Origin of the sequence: Ureaplasma canigenitalium ATCC 51252 (genome assembly GCF_000712165.1) — a bacterium.
In the GTDB taxonomy this organism is placed as follows: Bacteria; Bacillota_I; Bacilli_A; order Mycoplasmatales; family Mycoplasmoidaceae; genus Ureaplasma; species Ureaplasma canigenitalium.
In genome coordinates, this window is record NZ_KL544010.1 from 270,624 (window position 1) to 287,446 (window position 16,823).

General features: G+C 31.8%; 18 protein-coding genes. 10 read left to right on the top strand and 8 right to left on the bottom strand.

The genetic code is table 4. The features are described 5' to 3' along the window. Positions 1–6 precede the first annotated feature (6 nt). Together T416_RS0103080 and T416_RS03885 are read left to right on the top strand one after the other, a co-directional pair. Entirely contained in the window at positions 7–1,302 is a 1,296-nt protein-coding gene (locus T416_RS0103080; RefSeq protein WP_031489347.1) for a hypothetical protein, read from the top strand. A gap of 19 nt (positions 1,303–1,321) precedes the next feature. Next, entirely contained in the window at positions 1,322–2,371 is a 1,050-nt protein-coding gene (locus T416_RS03885; protein WP_156953992.1) for a LytS/YhcK type 5TM receptor domain-containing protein, read from the top strand. On the opposite strand, the gene T416_RS0103090 is transcribed toward T416_RS03885, so the two are convergent. Genes T416_RS0103090 through udk form a run of 3 tightly spaced genes read right to left on the bottom strand, consistent with a single transcriptional unit; the run spans position 2,343 to position 3,604 of the window. Next, complete coding sequence (locus tag T416_RS0103090) at positions 2,343–2,687, bottom strand: NifU family protein (RefSeq protein ID WP_245600642.1); 345 nt, start codon at positions 2,685–2,687, stop codon at positions 2,343–2,345. The two genes, T416_RS03885 and T416_RS0103090, sit on opposite strands and share 29 nt — an antisense overlap. Continuing rightward, positions 2,671–2,967, bottom strand: a complete 297-nt coding sequence (locus T416_RS0103095; protein WP_031489350.1) for a hypothetical protein — start codon at positions 2,965–2,967, stop codon at positions 2,671–2,673. Before T416_RS0103095 ends, T416_RS0103090 begins: the two co-directional genes overlap by 17 nt. Further along, on the bottom strand, positions 2,954–3,604 hold the full coding sequence (gene udk / locus T416_RS0103100; protein ID WP_051676006.1) for a uridine kinase: 651 nt from the start codon (positions 3,602–3,604) through the stop codon (positions 2,954–2,956). The genes T416_RS0103095 and udk overlap by 14 nt, the downstream gene beginning before the upstream one ends. 125 nt (positions 3,605–3,729) lie before the next feature. Here udk and rpmF point away from each other — a divergent pair, with 125 nt between their 5' ends. The 8 genes from rpmF to T416_RS0103140 all read left to right on the top strand — a co-directional run bounded on the left by rpmF (position 3,730) and on the right by T416_RS0103140 (position 11,321). Beyond that, positions 3,730–3,903, top strand: coding sequence for a 50S ribosomal protein L32 (gene rpmF, locus T416_RS0103105; RefSeq protein WP_031489352.1), 174 nt, complete (start codon positions 3,730–3,732; stop codon positions 3,901–3,903). A gap of 34 nt (positions 3,904–3,937) precedes the next feature. After that, positions 3,938–4,342 (top strand): hypothetical protein, encoded by a 405-nt coding sequence (locus tag T416_RS03890; protein WP_051676008.1) that lies wholly within the window; start codon positions 3,938–3,940, stop codon positions 4,340–4,342. A gap of 117 nt (positions 4,343–4,459) precedes the next feature. Beyond that, complete coding sequence (locus T416_RS0103115; protein WP_156953993.1) at positions 4,460–6,301, top strand: hypothetical protein; 1,842 nt, start codon at positions 4,460–4,462, stop codon at positions 6,299–6,301. 18 nt (positions 6,302–6,319) lie between these two features. Then, on the top strand, positions 6,320–7,636 hold the full coding sequence (locus T416_RS0103120; protein WP_031489355.1) for a hypothetical protein: 1,317 nt from the start codon (positions 6,320–6,322) through the stop codon (positions 7,634–7,636). Between the two features lie 37 nt (positions 7,637–7,673). Further along, a complete protein-coding gene (locus tag T416_RS0103125; RefSeq protein ID WP_031489356.1) occupies positions 7,674–8,537 on the top strand; it encodes a bifunctional 5,10-methylenetetrahydrofolate dehydrogenase/5,10-methenyltetrahydrofolate cyclohydrolase in 864 nt (287 codons plus the stop codon). Positions 8,538–8,571: 34 nt separating this feature from the next. Then, positions 8,572–9,915 carry an RNA polymerase sigma factor gene (locus tag T416_RS0103130; RefSeq protein WP_031489357.1) on the top strand — a complete coding sequence of 448 codons (1,344 nt, stop codon included), beginning with the start codon at positions 8,572–8,574 and terminating at the stop codon, positions 9,913–9,915. After that, complete coding sequence (locus tag T416_RS0103135; protein WP_031489358.1) at positions 9,899–10,564, top strand: class I SAM-dependent methyltransferase; 666 nt, start codon at positions 9,899–9,901, stop codon at positions 10,562–10,564. Before T416_RS0103130 ends, T416_RS0103135 begins: the two co-directional genes overlap by 17 nt. Beyond that, positions 10,554–11,321 carry a Nif3-like dinuclear metal center hexameric protein gene (locus T416_RS0103140; protein ID WP_031489359.1) on the top strand — a complete coding sequence of 256 codons (768 nt, stop codon included), beginning with the start codon at positions 10,554–10,556 and terminating at the stop codon, positions 11,319–11,321. Before T416_RS0103135 ends, T416_RS0103140 begins: the two co-directional genes overlap by 11 nt. Positions 11,322–11,372: 51 nt before the next feature. Here T416_RS0103140 and T416_RS0103145 read toward each other — a convergent pair whose 3' ends face one another. The 5 genes from T416_RS0103145 to T416_RS04055 form a co-directional block, all read right to left on the bottom strand. Then, positions 11,373–11,627 carry a DUF2188 domain-containing protein gene (locus tag T416_RS0103145; protein ID WP_051676011.1) on the bottom strand — a complete coding sequence of 85 codons (255 nt, stop codon included), beginning with the start codon at positions 11,625–11,627 and terminating at the stop codon, positions 11,373–11,375. A 63-nt stretch (positions 11,628–11,690) separates the two neighbouring features. Further along, positions 11,691–13,433, bottom strand: coding sequence for a DUF31 family putative serine protease (locus T416_RS0103150; protein WP_031489361.1), 1,743 nt, complete (start codon positions 13,431–13,433; stop codon positions 11,691–11,693). Positions 13,434–13,595: 162 nt separating this feature from the next. Further along, positions 13,596–15,188, bottom strand: coding sequence for a hypothetical protein (locus T416_RS0103155; protein WP_031489362.1), 1,593 nt, complete (start codon positions 15,186–15,188; stop codon positions 13,596–13,598). Then, complete coding sequence (locus T416_RS04050; RefSeq protein ID WP_051676013.1) at positions 15,178–15,843, bottom strand: DNA adenine methylase; 666 nt, start codon at positions 15,841–15,843, stop codon at positions 15,178–15,180. The genes T416_RS0103155 and T416_RS04050 overlap by 11 nt, the downstream gene beginning before the upstream one ends. Then, the gene (locus tag T416_RS04055; RefSeq protein ID WP_084277179.1) at positions 15,806–16,774 is read right to left on the bottom strand and encodes a DNA methyltransferase; all 969 of its coding nucleotides are present in this window, start codon (positions 16,772–16,774) and stop codon (positions 15,806–15,808) included. The genes T416_RS04050 and T416_RS04055 overlap by 38 nt, the downstream gene beginning before the upstream one ends. Positions 16,775–16,823 lie beyond the last annotated feature (49 nt).

The window sequence follows — 16,823 nt, forward strand, 5'->3', positions numbered from 1 at the left end:
GGAAATATGGAACCGGTTAAAAATCAGCTTAGTGAACGATTATCAACGATTTATAACGATATCCGCAAATTATTGAACGTCACTTTTCTTGAAGAAAAAGTTAACACTTCAATCAAAAGCGATAATGAGCTAGCTAATCAAATTAATAAAAACATTTCCATCATCAAAAACATCGAAGAAAATTATGATGTTGAAAAGCAAATGCACCTTGAATACATCAAAGCTTTTCAATCATATCGCATTTTTAGTTATGTTGAAAATAGCTTAGATGATCTTGACCAAATTACCGATGTCATAAATTCACTTCGTGTTTACATTTTAAACACATACGAAGTTGATGTTTATGAAAATAAAAAAGCAGATATCACTTTTGTTTTTGACGAAGCAACAAAAATGTCAATGGGTTTTGATGAAAAAGAAGCTACTGTTATCAAAGAAGATATTATCAACAAACCGCTTGATACTGATGAACAGATGCAAGAAGAACCGCAATTTGATGCTACTAATTTTGGTTTTACAAACAACAGTGATGAATTCCGTCAAATGCAGATTGACGCAATAGCTTCTAATGTATTCACTCAAAAAGTACTTAACAATGAAGTTTATATGTTCAAAACAAAACCAAAATTAATTCCTGCATTAAAGATTTTCTTTGTCATTGTCGCAGGACTTACCTTAATTCTTTCAATTATTGCTTTCTCAACTTTTACTGAATACACGAAGAATATGTATAAGATTTTCACCAGACAGGATAATGGTGAACAAATCGTAGCTTCATACCATCGTACAGGACAGATACCGGTCTCTATTATTATCTTCGGAATAATGTTTATTTCGACCGTTATAAGTCTTGTAAGAACATGGCGTAACGATAACACGAAGTATAATTTCCGAATCTTTATGTTGTTCATTTTTGTTGGTGTCGTCTTTATCTCACTGTTCGTCGATATTTTTAGTGGTAACTTAAGATGAGATCAAAACAACGTGATTGCTCGATTTAACGAAATGAAAAACGACGATGTTGATGCACGATTGCGTCAGCCTTTACTTGGTGATAATGACTATGACAAGATGTTTGGTTTAATCATTACTTACTTCGTTACCCAAATTTTAATTTTTGTTTTTGTACTTCTTTTAATCCTTATTTTAATTACGGCTAAATTCTTAAATCCGAAACGTGATACCGAACGTCTTGAGGCTTTACTTGAACAAATTAAAAATGATGTAGTTCAAGGAAAAGTCAATCCTAATCAATATGGTCAAAAGAAAAAAAGTCCTTTCGGTGATTCCTTTACCTTTTAGGTAAATCTAAAATATTGGGGTGATTTTTATAGAAACCTGATCGCAACTCAAAGAACGAAAAAAACCTTTTTTTGCTTATAAAAAGGAACCGATTATTTTACATGAAAACTTAACATTAAAAATCAAGATTGTTAAGTTTTTCTTCCCTTTTTACCCACTTAAATTATTCCGTTCCATCAGTATGATGACGGTCTTCTCACTACTGATTGCAATCCGATTAGGAATGAGTTTTTTAAGTGTTAAAGTACCTGGAGTTAGTATTACCTTATCATTCTCCTGAATGCCACTAATGGTACTTGGTTGGTATTTTGGCCCCGTTCTTGGGATATTCGGTGGAATGTTGATGGATACTTTCACATGATTACTCCGGGGTGGTACTTGATTCTGAATGTATGCCATCCAAGAACCTGTTCTAGGGTGTATTGCTGGTTTGCTTAGTAGTATTCTAGCATTACGAAAAACTGGTAAAAATATCGTTAGTGACATCATTTTTAACCAAATTTTTATTCTTGTTTTTGGTTTTCTTACCATTAGTCTAATCCTGATGTTTGCTGATGATTCAACACAATTATTTAAGTCAATCATTCGTAATGATAAAGAAATTAACGATGATTTTTCTTCTATCTTTCGATATGTAACAATCGGTTTTCTGTGTTTCTTCATTCTGTTCAGTGAAATCACCATTATTGTTTATCTAACCCGGTTTAAAAATAAACCAAAAGATTTTATCCTTACTATCCTATATGTAACGATACTTGTAATGACTTCAACAATGCTCTTCTCATTTGCTTTAGGACCACATACCCAGTTAAAATTTCTCCAGTATGTTGGTAAAAAACCATCTAGTCTTTATTTAAAATATGGGGTTAATTATTATCTTCTGCCAAGAATCATTAAAGAAAGTGTTAAAACTCCTATTTACATCATCATTCTTGCAACAATTATTACCACCTTTAATTATGTATTTGAAAACATTAAAAAAATTAGTCATAAAAAATGAAAGGAACCTTCTGTCTTAAAGCATCTTTTTAGAGTTAAAACTAAAAAGGAAAAAAGAAGCGACCTTTAGATTTATTTTCAACAATAACTACATCTTTTACCGATGGAACTTCTTTTTTTAAAATATTGAGAAGTCCATCGCGATAGGTTACATCGATTAATGAGCATCCAACACAAGCTCCAAGAATTTCAATGAAAACAACCCCGTTTTCATATTTAATAAATTTAAAATCTCCTCCGTCGAGTCGAACATAAATTCTTAAATCTTCAATGATTTCTTTAATCTTTAAAGTATCAATGTCATCAGTCACTGGTGACATTTCTTCTTCTTTTTCATCAACAAATAAACGATTGAACTCAAGTACTGTTTTATTCTTCTTGTCCATACATAATAACATCTTTCGATGTTGATAACTTCTTATAGGTAATAATAGTAAATTCATTTAGTCCACTTTGTCTTGCTGTAAAAACAAATCGTGGATTATTAGGATTAATAAAAAACAAGGTCGCATCGTCGGCACGTCCTGGTTTAATGTTTCGAAGCAAGTCATTAACCATAGCTTGTATGAAAAGTAATGAGTAATTTTCATATCCAGCAATTCTTTGTTTAATTCTAAAATAAGCATGATCCGTTAGAACGAATCGTATTCTTCTATTTTTTCTCATGATTAATTAAAAACATTATTAGTGATTTAATCAAAAAATCAGTTTTTTCATGCTTCTCACTTCAAGGAACAATTAAGTCAGCATTAACTTTTGATGGGTCAATATACTTATCGAACATTGGTGAAACACAAAGACGTCATTGACGAACTATCGATTCAATCGTTCGACCACGTTCTCTAGTATCCCGAATAAATCTCCGATTTAAGCATTCATCCTTCGGTGTTTGAACATACACTTTTAAGTTCGCAAGTTTATTAATTTCCTCATCATAAATAGCATAAATACCTTCAAAAATGATGACATCAGAAGGATATAAAACTACATCACTCTTAACATGTTTGCTAATGGTATAATCATAAACAGGTGGGATAATTGGTTCGTTTCTAATCAAGGTTTCAAGGTCATGCTTAATCCACTCTCAATTTAACGATGTTGGATCATCATAATTATGCAAATCTTCAACTTTAGGGATTAAGTTCTTATCACTTTGGTAATAAGAGTCCATACAAAGAAGGGATGTTGAAAGGTGCTCGTTTTGAAATGCTCTTACAAGAGCATTCGCGAAAGTCGACTTTCCGCTCCCTGAAGCACCAGCTATAAAGATCACAAAAGGTTTCTTACTATTTTTAGTTTTCATATCATTTTCTATTTAATTAATTATAAGTTTATTACCACTTAAGATTTAAAAAAAATAAATTTTTTCAATAAATTAGTTATAATATAAAGACATTGTGATTATTAAAATGGAAGTGAGGCGATTGTATGGCAGTTCAACAACGAAGAGTGAGCAAGTCACGTAAGGGTATGCGTCGTAGTCACGACCACTTAGAAGTACCACTTACTTCAGTATGTCAAGGTTGTGGTGAAGCACTAATGCCTCACCGTGCTTGTCGAGCTTGTAAAACTTATCGAGATGTACGTTTAGCAATTAAATAATTGCTATTTTTTATTTATCAGCAGCTTTTAGGTTATGAAAAGAAATAAAAAGAACGAACAAGTTGAATTAAGTAAAGAAAATACGGAAGTTTCTTCAGGTATCGAACAAAAAAAACGTAAAGACATCCTTACCGAGGCCATCATCATTGATGAAGATTTTGAACCGCCAATGGTTAACGAAGAGAACGACGAGGATATCGTATTTCGAGGGACTAAAGGCAGTCTTGATTTCAGTACCACAACTAATTACGAAATCGACAAAAGTAATAATCTGACAAAAGTACTAAACATTCCGTCATCGACGAATTATGCTGATAAAAAGTTACTTAAGAAATCACGTAACTTTCTTATCACCCTTTTTCTTTCTATTGTAACTTCGTTTATTCTCCTTGGAATCATCATTAGTGTAGCGATTACGATCGCGATTAGAAACACATAAATGGCAAGGATAGAAATAAACTTAAAATTAATGAGACTTATTAAACTTATTTATGATTACTTTAAGTTATAATTATAAATAAGTTTTTATTATATTTATTGGGGATTCATCATGAAAATGAACGAAAATAAAAAGACACTTTATCTCGATTCATCAACTGCTCTTGATCTTGGTATTGTTAATTTATCACAACAAGATGTTGTTTTAAATGATTGTGTGCTTGAAACAAATGAAATGGTCGACTATAGCGATGAAGTTTACCTATCGCTTGTTTTAAATAAAGGTCATGCTTACCTTGAACAACTAAACAAAAAGAATAAAACAAACATCAGGGTTGACAACACTTACCTTGCTGATGTTAGTCATTTAACAAACGGTCTAACTGATTACGAACAACTAGTTAACTTTAAGATCAAAAACTTCTTTATTGAAAAAGGAATTAAAGCAAGTGAAAGTATTAATTTATTTTTCGCTGAAGACAAAGTTGTTCAATCTTTAACTGACGATGAATTAAAAAATAACATTAGCAAATACGACACATATCTTCGTGATGTCGATTTTGACTTAAATAAAGCAAAAAAAGCATATGGTGATTTAGTTAACGAAACAAAATATTACGAATTAACTAACGAAGAGTTTGATGACCTAAAATCAACTCTTGAAGCAAAGGCTAGCATCGTTCAAATTCTAGTTTACCTAAAAACAATCCACATCAAAGAACAATATAACCGTTACCAAAAAGCGAATGGTGAACAACCGTTTGAACCATTCCATTTATTCAATTTAAAGAAAACCGAATTCCTAAATCCAAATTTTGATAGTTATGAATATTTAACTAGACGAGATTACATCACTAATCAATACGATGATGCTGATATGATTCCAGTTCCTTATGAAGAAAACAATCAAGAGAGATCAAAAATTGTGTCTGAACTTAAAACTTACGATGACACTACGATGACCGACCTTGAAATTTCAAATCTAGAACAAGAATTCTACTTGAACCACCCAATCAACTATGAAGAAAAAGAAGATGAATTAGATCATTTTGAGGAAACCATTGAGGATGTTGAAAACATGGAAGAAAGTGTTGTATTACAACACAACACAGATCTTTCATCTGAGCTACAAAATGAAGTTGATCAGTTCGGAAAAATGATTGATGAAAAATACCGTCGAAACCATGAGGGCAAAATGATGCTTGAGGTAGAAGACGAAGTTGCGAGAACAATGGGTGAAAATGCTATTATGGATAGCAACACAACATATGACTTAGAAACTTACATTGATCCTAATACACTTGATGTCGAACACGACAAGGAACACACTGATACAGAGTGAGTTGTAAAAAATGATTTAAAGGATAGTCAGCTAGAAGATTATTCTTCAACTTCAATGTCGCATTCTTCAACAATGAGCGACGATGTAGAGATGATGGTTGATGAAAACGAACAACAGCAAGAAGAGTCGATGGAGGAAGGACAACCAACTATCCTTGAAGATGAAAATCAAGGTGGGTTTATGAGACCGATTGACGACTTCGATATTTATAGCGACGAAGTTCCGTCATCTTCTTCCGTTGAAGAAACTCAAATGATGGATGATGTCCCGATGATTGACGAAACTCCAACATTGGATGCTGAACTTCCTATGATGGACGAGCAAAACGAAATCACAAAAGATACTACGGATACTATCGACTATCCACCAATCATTGACGACGAACCTACAATGGAAAGTATTCACATTAGCGAACTTGACGAACATAAAATGGATACTGATGAAAATAGTTCATCGATGTGATTTGAAAAATCAAATGATGAACTTTCTGAAAACAAGAGCATTGAAGACTTCTTTAATAAATGAAAAAATAACGAACATAACTTATCAGAAGAAACCGCTAACTTAAACAAAGAAAATATCAAACTTTCAAAAAAATTAGGTAAAAAACATAAATAGTTGTTAGGGGAATTGGTTATGGAAAATATTACAAAAAAGGTACAGCTAATCAAGGACAATAATGACGATACATTGTTCAATATTAATAAGCCTAAAAACCGTATTGGTGGATCTTTAAATGTATACAAACCATATTACGGAAATGATTTGCCAATCACTGAAATTGTCATTTGGGATAATCTTGTTGATCTAGAAAAACTAAAATCTTATATTAAAGAACTTGACCAAAAGATTGATGATGCTTATAGTGACTTCTGCAATAATGCGATTGCTAAGTACGAAAAAATCGGTCACAACGTGACACAAGAACTTGTTGATCATAATGAAGAACGATTAAACAAAAACATTGAAATCAATGAAGAGATTATTCAAAATCACATTTTTGAATGACATGCTGCAATCCTAAATGATCTTGATGTCAGAGAAGAGGAAGAACGAGAATTAATTGTTCAAAAATATAAAAACCGTATCGATCTTGATTTCTTTTTTGATCACTACTCAATTTTTAGTGCGGAACCGTCTCGTTATCCTTTCCCTTCAAAGGATAAACGAAAAAAATCAAATGCGGAAATTGTATTTAACGAACTAGCTTATCAGCTTGATAGCAATCATATGCTTTTTACAAGAAAAAAACTTGCTAAAATCGAAAGTTATAAAAAAGAAATGTTAAACAAAAACAATCCGCTTTATAGTCCAAAACAAACTCTTAATAGTTACGAAACATACAAGAGTCACGAAACCATTGCACTCTATCTTTCGCGATTAATCGGGATTGTTCGTGTTCTTGAAGATATTGTTTCAGAACAAGAATTAAATAGAACAGAAAATTATGTTAAGGGAGCGGAATTAAGTCTTAAAACACTTAATATGGTCTATCGTGGTGACAAGAAGGGTCTTTACATTAAAAACCATTATGACTATATGGTGAAGAGTATGGTTTCTGTTGGAGTTGAACTTTCAACGCTAGATACTTTGTTATCAGCTTATGAAGACCTAAATACATACCGAACTTTCCTTAAAAACATTAAGCATCCGTTAATGAATTACGGCTATTACCGTACAATGATTGACCGCATTAAGCACTCATTGTTATACGAAACAAAGTCATATTTGGCTCGTGATCTTTTTGAGAATGATTATAATTTAAACTTAATTTACGATGAATTAAAAGAGCTTGATAACAAAAAACAACCAGTTTATCTTGATGAAAAAATTATTTCGCGTGAACCACTTCTTGCTCCTACATTTATCGTTGATGATCCAAAAGTTCGTGTTTCCCTTCGTGACCGTAGAACTAACAAAATGATTGATGTTGAAACTAAACTAAAAAAATAAACAACTAACAAAGACCAGTGGTCTTTGTTTTTATAGTATGACGAATTTACGATTAAAAATAGCACAAATCAAAAAAGAAATTATTTCCTTTCTTGAAAAGATAACCTTTAGTAGAAAAAAAACAATATCCATTTTTTACGATAGCGAAGCCGTTGACATTAATTCAGCTTATATTAAAAGCAAACGAATGTTAAGTGAAAATTATCAAATACCAATCGAAATTCTTGATTTGAGGTCAAGAAATATTGAAGAATGGGAAAAGTATATCGGTCAAATCGCTTCATCACACTTTCTTTTTTTTGAACTACCGATACCTAACATCTATCTCCCTTTATTAAACTTTCTCTCATCAGAAAACGATATTGATGGGTTACGATCAAAATTATTAAATCATATTGATTATCAATCATTTAAATATTATCCAGCAACAGTCGCAACTATTTACTTCCTAATTGAATACCTAGATCTAGTAAAAAAAGACAAAAGCATTCTTTTTATTGGTCGGAGTAAACATCTTGGTGGTTTTATCTACCATTTGATAGAGAAACAGAATGGTTTTCAAGAAACGATGTTAATGCATACAAAAACAACCGATAAAAAAACTCTTTTCAATAAAGCTGATGTCGTTGTTTCCTGTATTAACCAAGCGAATGCTTATCATACTAATCAATTAAAAGATAATGCAGTACTGATCGATGGGACTTTTGAAATTCTTAACGGTAAAGTTAAAGGTTCATTCTTAATTGATCATGAAGATTGTGTAAAACGACACATCAAATACACTCCTGTCCCATATGGTGTCGGGCAACTTACTACCTTTTTTCTTTTATTAAACTATATTAGTCCAAAATATGGGATAAACTTCGCTAAATGTTTGAAGCGTTTTTTAAATACTAAATAAATGGTATAATTAATACTTAATGACGGAGAAATGTATGGCCAAAAAATTAGTAAATGATCAAGCTGAAATATCAGATGAGATTAAGAGTCAAATTAAACTAAGTTTTAAGGACGAATTTTTGGTTTCTTTTACCCTTTCTGAAAAAGAAGCCGGAATTTTTGAAAGTCGTAACTTAAAGAATAACGACACAAGGGATCCTGAGTTAATTTTAATTAGTGTTCTTCAAGATTTAAGTAAGAAAAAACGTGTAAAGAACGAAATTAAATTTGTTAAATTACAATCATATTTTTCGCATCTAAACCTAAAAGATGAACAATTTAACGAAATTGTTGAAGTTCTTGGTAAAGTCGGGGTCAAAGTATCTGATTTCGACCTTTCCCTTCGCTCATTAAGTCGTAATGTAAGAAAAAAAGATGAGTACGGAATTGATGATACTGTTGAAATTTCTGCTTATAAAATCGGTTTTAGTTCATCAACTTCAGAAAAAGTAGATGATGGTATCAAGGCTTATCTTGGAGTTCTTGGTGAGAGTAAAATGCTTCGTCACGCTGAAGAAGTTGAGTATGCAAAAATGGCATGTGATGAAGATCCTGAAATCGCAAAGATTGGACGACATCAACTTTACACTTCTAACCTACGACTTGTCACTAGTATTGCTAAAAAATACTTAAACCGTGGACTTGAACTCGAAGATTTAATTCAAGAAGGTTCAACCGGTCTATTAAAAGCAATTGATAAGTTTGATTATAGTAAGGGGCATAAATTCTCAACATATGCAACTTGATGAATTCGCCAAAGTATTACAAGAGCTATCGCAGATCAAGCCCGTCAAATTAGAATCCCTGTTCATATGGTTGAAGTTATTAATAAATTAACAAAAGCTGAACGTAGTCTTCTGCAAGAACTAGGTCGTGATCCAACCGCCGAGGAAATTGCAAACTTAATGAACACTACGATCATTAAGAAAGACGACAAAAATGCTCTAATGACCGCTCAGCGTGTTGTTGAAATTAAAAAGCTAAACATCGATCCTGTTTCACTTGATAAGCAAATCGGTCACGATGAAGAATCACAATTTAGTGATTTCATATCTGACGATGAAATCATTTCACCAATCAAGTACACTGAACGTAAAGCATTAAACGAACAAATCAACGAAATCTTCCGTAAAGTTCTTCTTCCAAAAGAAGAAGAAATCATTAAAGCCCGATTTGGTCTGGCTCCATACGAACGTCCTTACACCCTTGAAGAAGTGGGAGAAATGCACGGTTTTACCCGGGAACGTGCCCGACAAATTGAATCAAAAGCACTTCGCAAACTTAAACATCCTTCTAAAACAACAAAACTCCGTTCATTCATCGATGCTACTGAAAAATAAACGTTTATTAAAAATTGCCTCTCTCATTGACAATGCTAATTGCATTATTGACGTCGGGTGTGATCATTGTCTCCTTGACATTGAACTAATACGAAGTAAAAAAACATATTTTGCTCTCCCGATTGACATTAACTATGAACCGCTACAGTCTGGGATTAGGAACATTAAAAAATACGGTCTCATAGATCGTATTTTTCCGTTAGTTAATGATGGTTTAAAAAACCTATCATCCACTATCATCTTTGATTATTTAATCATTGCGGGGCTTGGAAGCAATAAAATTATTGATATTATAAAAAATCATCATTTATCAATTAAAAACTATATTCTTCAAAGCAACAACAATCCTTATTTGTTACAAGAAGAAATGGAAAAATTAGGATTCAAAAAAATTAGTTCGCACATTGTATATGAGAATAAAATATACTATTTCATCTTTCACTACCAAAAAGATAATCGAAAAACGGATAGGATAATTTTTAATAGGTATATTGACAACGATTTATTAGATAATTATAAAGATATATACATTGAATATTTAAAGGATAGGATGTCTTTTTATTCTACAATAAATATATCTAAAGTAAGTTCCAAACTAAAAAACGAATACCAGGCAATAAAGGATTTTTTACATAAATATGAAAACTAATGAAATCTTAAAAACATTATACGATAGTTTCAAAATCAAAGATGGTGAAGAATGAGACACTAATGGGATTATTTTTGATTTTGATTTAGACATCAAAAAAATCTTAATTACCCTTGAATTAACAACTTCAATTGTCGATAGTGCAATTAAGGATAATGTAAACTTAATCATCACCCACCATCCTCTTAAAACAGAAGTAAAAGATGATGAAACAAAAGATTGATTCATCAATACTACGTTAATCGAAAAAATTAAAAGTCATCAGATATCTGTTATTTCCCTACATACGGCTTTTGATCAAGTTAGTCAATCAATTACTCATAAATTCGCTAAATTAATCGAACTAATTAATATCAAACAAGATCCCAACAACAAGTATGTCTTTACCGGTGAAAGTAAGTCAGAATTTGGTCAAGACTTCTGAGCTAGAAAAATAAGAGGAGATCTTGGTTCACCGATGATTACCGCTAGTGATAAATTCCGAACTAAGAAAATCCACAAGTTCGCACTTGTCGCTGGAAGTGGGTTCCGTTTTAGTGATTATATTTTTAAAAACCACGACATCGATGTCTTCTTAACAAGTGATCTGAAATACCACGACTGAATTGAAGCAAACGAAAAAAACTACAACATAATGGATGTCCACCATTTATCTGAATATAATTTCGTTGACATCATTTACGATTTCTTAATAAAGAAAATAAGCGGGGTTGATTTACTTAAAGCCGAAGTTCCATTAAGACTTGCTTTCTATTAAAATAAAAGGTTTGATGGAGCGAAAAAACACACGAGATGTTTCGTGTGTTTTTTAATTGCTTCGGTAGTTTCGCACTTCTTGGATTTGGCCAGTCTTACTTTGAATGTATACGACAGCTTCTTGATTACGACCAAGTGTCTTAATGTACTCAATCGCTTCTTTTTTCGTGGTAGTCACCTTAGAAGGTTTAAGACCACCTTTTTTCATAATCTTTCATCCATTATCTCCATTCGGAGATAGGTAATAAACTACTTTACTTGTAGCAGTTTTGTCAGTTTTTGTTTCTTTTTTTGTTGTCTCTGCCATAAAAATACTTCCTATTATTTACTTATATTTTAATAAATAAAGGAAAAAAAGTAAGTTACAACACTACTTTAAAACAAGAAAATTAATTCTAAAACTACCAACGGTACCAAAATTGATTTCTTTATCAAAGATAAATGATACCTTAATCGCGATGTTTTTGCGTTCATCCCAACTAATTTCAATACCCTTGATGTCATCAGGTGGTGGAAGTTGACCATGAGTTTTATTAAGAGTTTCCGTGTCAATTAACTTCTTAATAAATTGATAGAAAGTGGTAATTAAATCGTTAAAGTCAGCATTGCTTCCTTCATTAATAAAATCACTATCCTTCCGGTAAGCATAAATTTTATCAACCACTTTATTACGTTGATATTTCTCATTTTTTAAATCAGCAAGATACTTCAAGTAAATTTCCTTGTTTTTAGGACTAATATTTTCTTCAAGAATACTTGTTGTATAGTTACGATCAAGGAAGGTTAAATCATTAGCAGTAAAAGCAAGGTAGTTCTTTAACAAATCTTGTGATAAATCTTTTTTATTTGACGAACTCCAGAAAATTGGTGTGAAATTACCATAGAAAATACTGCGCTTATTAATTAGGTTAAATCCTCCCCAATAAATACCAATAATATTGTTATTCTTATCAATTACCGGACTACCTGAAGCACCAGGACCAAGGTCGAAACCTTCAATTGGTACATCATACGAATGATAAGGGAAAACACCGGTCGTAAAACGGTCACGACCATTGTCACCTTTTCCCACATCCTTAATATTATTTTGATTCAATAATTTCGAACGATAATTAAAAACTATAGGATTATCAGCACGGTAGTTTTCCTGTGCACCAAACGAACTAGTATAGTTTGAATAATAAGATTTATATTGACGATAACGTGGTATTGAATCTTGTGGATTTCCCCTTCCTAGACTAGGATAACCACCTGAAAGGAAAATGGTTCGTTCTTCAACTAACTCGTTATTATAAGCATCACCAAAACTAACCCCTTTTTGTGGGTCAAATTCGCGGAAAGCACGAATTGCTTTTTTCTGAGCATCAGTCGGTCGAATTTTGATAATAGCAAGATCTGATGCATTAGTTAAATTAGTAAGGCCACGTTGTGCTCTAATTTTAGCTAAGTTATCACTATAAAATTTGGAAGCATAATCTTTAATTCCAACAGGAGCTATAGCAAAAGTACCTGGGGTTTTGTCAGCTAAAAATCACTCATCAAGAATTGAAGTTTCCCTATTTGAAGCATTAGCTTGAGTTCTTGTGAAGCGATTAATTCTATTATTACCATAGCTAGCGGTAAGTCGCGGATCGTGGTTCTTATCATTAATATTAATAGACCCCAAACTTAGTTCAACATTTTGCCGTGCTGAACTAACTGCGTTTATGACATGGATGTTAGTCGCAATATAAAAAGTCTTTACATCGTCAATGGTTGCTTGGTCATAATCCATATTCGGATTATTGAGACTAAAATCAAAAATTCATCCCGTACCAAAAATACTAATACCGTTCGTGTTATTTAACGGAATAGTAAACTTCAATGAAATCGCTTTCTTATTAAGACTACTTGTGTTTTTATCAACTTGACTGTGTGAGTGAAGCAATCCAGCATTTGGTAATTTAAGAATCGAATTTGTATTACCAGAACCGGGATTTGGTACCGGAGCAATTGGAGCTGGTTGTTCTTGAAATGGTCTAAGAAAGAAGCAACCACTTACTCCTAGAGCAACAACTCCGGTCGTCAATAATCCTAGGGTACTTAGGAAAATAGCTTTGCTTTTCTTTGCCATAAAACCACCTTTATTTATAATATTTATTTTAAATAAATTTATAAATCACTGCTCATTTTTTTAAGGATTAAAATATTAGCAATTTAGTGAATTATTGTAAGAGAAAAATAAGCAATTTAACCGATTAAATCCTAAAATTGCTTATTTTGTTGTTCTCCATTATTAATTTTGGGTCAATATTTCCTGAATGAACATATCAGATTCATCGGATAAATCCTTAAAGGTACATAGGTTAAAGAGATTATCAGGAATATCTACCTTTTTCTCTGCATTACTTATTTTTTTATCCTTCATAAAATGGTCTTTATAACAAGTCTTCATTATTGAATTAATCATTTTATAAGGATTTAAGTTATTAGGATTTCTTGATTTTTTGTCAAAAAAAGAAACAATAATCAAGTGCGGGGAAGTTTTCTCGGTATTGATTCGGTTGTCTTTTATGTAACCAAAAATATGATTAACGCAACTCCAGGCTTCATTTTTAAAAAATTCCTTGGGTGTTTGATGGATAGTAGTTTCAACACTAATCACATTTTTTTCACTCTGGTAAATAAAATCTGAAGTTCCTCCTGGAGCTGGCGATGTAGGATAAAGATCAGGGCTCATTTTGGTTTTACAGTACTTACTAAATTCATTTGGTGGAATCGTTAAATTATAACCAAAGTAAAGGTTAACGAAATATTCAGCGATAGTTGCATTAGGAATATCTTTAATCGCTGTAAAATCACGTCCATCCTTAAACTCATATTTTTTGACGTTAACAGATTGTAGAGTCTTTTTTACTTGTTCGAAAGTAAAAGGATATTCCTTAATTTCTTCAACATTCATTTGAAAATAAATCGCACCATTTTCATCTTTCATTAAGCATGGATTCTCATATTGATTAACAAACTTTTTGTCCTTATTTTTTCATAAACAAAACTCGTTCAATCAGCGACCAAGCAGATCAAAATATTCCTTATAGATTAGTTTATGAAGCTTGTTATGAATGATTGTTTGAAAGAAAGTAGAAAGGTCAAATTGTCTTATCCGTTTAATGAATTCATCCTTCTTTTCCTTCTTTTTGTTGTTACTAATTGTATCAAGAAGATGGTTCTTAGAAGCATCAAATGAATAATCAGATAAATCATTTAAACTAATGCTAGATATCGTCCCATTAATTATTCGTTCGTAAATCATACGGTAATAATGAATATTTTTTGGCGGTTTTTTAAAGGTTGAATTTTTGATAAAATCGAATTGTTGGTCTTCTTGCAGATTCTTAATTTCTGCTTCAACAATCACTTGAAAAGAAATACGATGATAGAGTTCAGCAAAGTCTTCATCTTCCTCAATGCAGAAAAAAGTTAACATAAGTTTTTCATACTCAACTCGGCTGCTTTTTTCCTTTGCTTGATAAAGAAAATCAACCATCTTTCGGAAGGGGAAATAATTGTCATACAATGACTTGAAAAATGAAGAAAAATTGTAATCAATATCATCTATGGTTTGATAAACACCCAACTCATTTTTTTTGACCAATCCATAACTTTCTAGTCTGTTAAAAATCATTGAAAGACGTTCTATTTTATCGTTCTTCTGGTAACAATAAATCCTTTCTTCATTACATCAATCAATAAAATTTTGATGCTGTTCCTTATAACTTGTCACACCCTTTTGTCGACTTAGTCAATCTAGAAGTGCTAAGTATGTATTAACCTGTTTTTCAACACGAAATTCAGTTCCACCAAGTTTATTAAAAGAACTAGTTTTCATAGTTAGTAATAAAAACCTCATCATCGGTTTCTTTACTCTTTCGTTGGTAGTTTGAGTTTTTATAGGAAATATTTAAGTGGTGGACTTTATATTTTTCGCTGAATGATATTAATAATTCGTTTTTCAAACCCTTAGATTGAAAAACATTTGATAAGGCTCAACGGAACCCTTTTTCGTTTAGAAAATCAAGTAATAAATAAAGATCTTTTTCGTCATTTGTTGATCAATTAGCATTATATGAAGCATTAGTAATTAAATAAGGTGGATCAAAATAAAGGAAGTCATCTTGCTTTATTGTTCCTGATTCGACTAAGGAGTATAAATACCGAAAATCATTAGAAGTAAACGATATGTTTCTCCCTTTTAAGGTATTAACAAACTTCTTTAGATGCAGTAACCGACACGGATTTAAATCTTGCTTACCAATTGGTATATTAAATTCGTTTTTACTATTAAATCGTATTTGACTATTAAACCCATAGATGACCAGAAGGAGAAGCATTATTTTTCCTTCAAAACTATCCTTATTCGAAAGAGCATTGTAGTCATCTTTAAGGATATTGTAATTTCTTTTATTTAATTCCCGGTCACCAGTATTACCCTTTTGTAAGTTATATCTAGATATATATATATATATATGACATAATTTTTTCAATTTTTGTTTCGGCTAGAAATGCTACAAGTTTGGTTACATCAGTATTTATATCATTATAAAGATATTGGTTCGCAACGACATTCGCAATCATTGTTCCTCCGCCACCAAAAACATCATAGAATGAGTTAATGTTTGTTGGAAGAAGATGAAAAATTTGAGTTAATACTTTATATTTATCACCAAGATAATAAAGCGGACTTCGAACGACATTCATTATGCTTTTTTTAAGATGGTTTTGCTTTTGCTCCGCAACTCTTTTTTTCATATCAAAAAAGTACTTTTCATCAAGTTCACAACCAATAGCTACCCGGTTAGTTAACATTGATGAAATTAAAGATGAACCGCTCCCAGAGAAGGGATCAAAAATCAAATCCCCTTCGTTTGTATGAACATTAATAATGTTTTTTAGCATATCAACTGACTTTTGAGTTGGGTGAATTTTATCCTTACTTTTCCCAACTACAGGAAATTTATAAAATGGTCGTAGGTACTTAGAGTTTTTTGGTTTATTAAAGGTTCATTTCTCACCTTTAGTTGCTCAAAGTGCGAACTCAAAATCAGTTACATACCTGCGTTCAACATTGCGAGGCATTGGATTATTTTTAACCCACCGAATCAAATCTTTGACTTCCAATCCACATTCGGTAATCACCTTAGCAATTTCACCAAGATTCTTGTAATCATTAAAGATGATTAAAGAACCTCCTTTCTTTAGCAAAGGAGTTATTTTCCTTATTCATTCAACCTGATTAAACTGGTAATCTCATCGACCGAAATCAATTCCAGATCGACCGATACTCTTAAAATTATTAGGTCTTGAAATGTTGTAAGGTGGATCGGTAATAATCGCATCAAAAAGTTCTTGTCCATATTGCTTTTTAAGATACTCAATATAAGTTAAAGCATCAGTTCTTATAATGTAAATACTCATAATGTTTGATGATATCATCATAAAAGTAATTTATGATGGCAACAATATG